The sequence below is a fragment of the Pseudolysinimonas sp. genome, from assembly GCF_031389465.1.
GTDB lineage: Bacteria > Actinomycetota > Actinomycetes > Actinomycetales > Microbacteriaceae > Pseudolysinimonas_A.
Genome location: NZ_JANMSQ010000133.1, coordinates 1 through 1,808, shown reverse-complemented (window position 1 = coordinate 1,808; position 1,808 = coordinate 1). Strand labels below are relative to the sequence as shown.

General features: G+C 69.6%; 2 protein-coding genes. Both read left to right on the top strand.

The features are described from left to right. Nucleotides 1–892 (top strand): amidohydrolase family protein (locus tag RMO30_RS05130; protein ID WP_309710369.1); only part of this gene is annotated, 892 nt, incomplete at its 5' end. Continuing rightward, nucleotides 889–1,647 (top strand): ABC transporter ATP-binding protein, encoded by a 759-nt coding sequence (locus RMO30_RS05125; RefSeq protein ID WP_309710367.1) that lies wholly within the window; start codon nt 889–891, stop codon nt 1,645–1,647. The genes RMO30_RS05130 and RMO30_RS05125, both read left to right, overlap by 4 nt. The last annotated feature ends 161 nt before the right edge of the window (nt 1,648–1,808 follow it).

Genomic DNA, 1,808 nt, shown 5'->3' with positions numbered 1-1,808 from the left:
GATCCGCACCCACGTCGACGTGCTGCTCGGCGACGAACCGCTGCGCGGCATCCACGCCCTCATCGCGGTTCGCGAGCAGGTGCGCGATCTCGTCGACCTCGAGATCGTCGCGCTGCCCGGCCCCGACATCCCGGATGCCGCGATCGAAGCTGCGCTCGACGCCGGTGCCGACACGCTCGGCGGCGCCCCGCACATCGCCGAGGATCCGATCGCCGACCTAGACCGTCTGCTCGCGATCGCCGAGAAGCATGACGTTCCGATCGACCTGCACACCGACGAGAGCCTCGACGGGGCCATCACCCTCGGTGCGTACGCGGCCCAGACCGGGTTGATGGCGGAGCGGGGCTACGCGCGTAATCTCTCCGCGGGTCACTGCGTGCGGCTCGGCACGATGGCGATCGCCGAACGGGATGCCGTCATCGCCGCAGTCGTCGAGGCGGGCATCGGCATCATCGCGAACCCGATCACGAACCTCTACCTGCAGGGCTGGGAGCACGGCCATTCGGTTCCCCGCGGGCTCACCGCGGCGCGGGCGCTACTGGATGCCGGGGCCCGGTTCGCCGCGGGCGCCGACAACGTGCGCGACCCCTTCAACCCCGTCGGACGCAGCGACGCGCTCGAGACCGCATCGCTGCTCGTCACCGCCGGTCACCTGACCCTCGACGAGGCCTACGCCGCCGTCAGCACCGGGGCGCGCGACGTCATGGGGTTGCCCGTCGCCGGCCCGACACCCGGTGCCGCGGCCGACTTCCTCGCCGTTCGGGCGGGTTCGCTCGCCGAAGTGATCGCCGAGGCGAGTCCCGAGCGGATCGTGATCCACGCCGGGTCGCTCGTCGCCCGCAGCACCCTCACCGTAGAACTCGCCGCCCCCGCGATCGGAGTCGCCGCATGAGTACCGCCGCCCCCGCCATGACAGACACCCTGCTCGACTTCCGAAACGTCGAGATGACCTTCCCGAACGGCACGGTGGCTCTCCACGGCGTCGACCTCACCGTCGACCGGGGCGAGTTCGTGACCGTCGTCGGGCCGTCCGGCTGCGGCAAGAGCACGCTGCTGCGCATCGCCTCGGGACTCGAGGTCGCGAGCGATGGAACAGCGCAACTCGGAACGTCCCGCATCGGCTACGTCTTCCAGGATCCGACCCTGCTGCCCTGGCGCACCGTGCAGGCCAACGTCGAGCTGCTCGCCGAACTGCAGTGGGACACCATCGCGGTCCGCCGCAAGAAGGCGAACGAGGCGATCGAGCTCGTCGGCCTCACGGGATTCGAGAACCACCTGCCGCGCCAGCTCTCGGGCGGGATGCGGATGCGCACGTCACTCGCCCGATCGCTCACCCTCGAACCCGAGCTGTTCCTCTTCGACGAACCGTTCGGCGCGCTCGACGAGATCACCCGCGAACGCCTCAATGACGAGCTGCTGAAACTGTTCGTCGAGAAACAGTTCGCCGGGCTGTTCATCACGCACTCGGTGTCGGAGGCGGTCTACCTCTCCACGAAGGTCGTCGTCATGTCCGGCCGTCCGGGCTCGATCGTCGGCACGTTCGACGTGCCGTTCCCCATGCCACGTGACCCCGACATCCGGTTTACCCCGGAGTTCGCCGAGCTGGTCGGCGAGGTCTCGCACGCGCTTCGAGAGGGGCACAGCTGATGACCGACGAATCCACCGCCGTGATCCCGCGCCTGGGCGTCGCCCCGCGGCGGCGCGGCGGTAACGGGCCCATCAATATTTGGCTCTGGCTGCCGCCGATCCTCGTGCTCGCCGCGGTCATCGGCGCTTGGTACGCGGTCTCGGCATCGCTCGGCGACCGG

What these genes read in the sequence shown, in the direction of transcription:
- RMO30_RS05125 (WP_309710367.1), top strand. Translation starts at nt 889, where the DNA reads ATGAGTACCGCCGCCCCCGCCATGACAGACACCCTGCTCGACTTCCGA.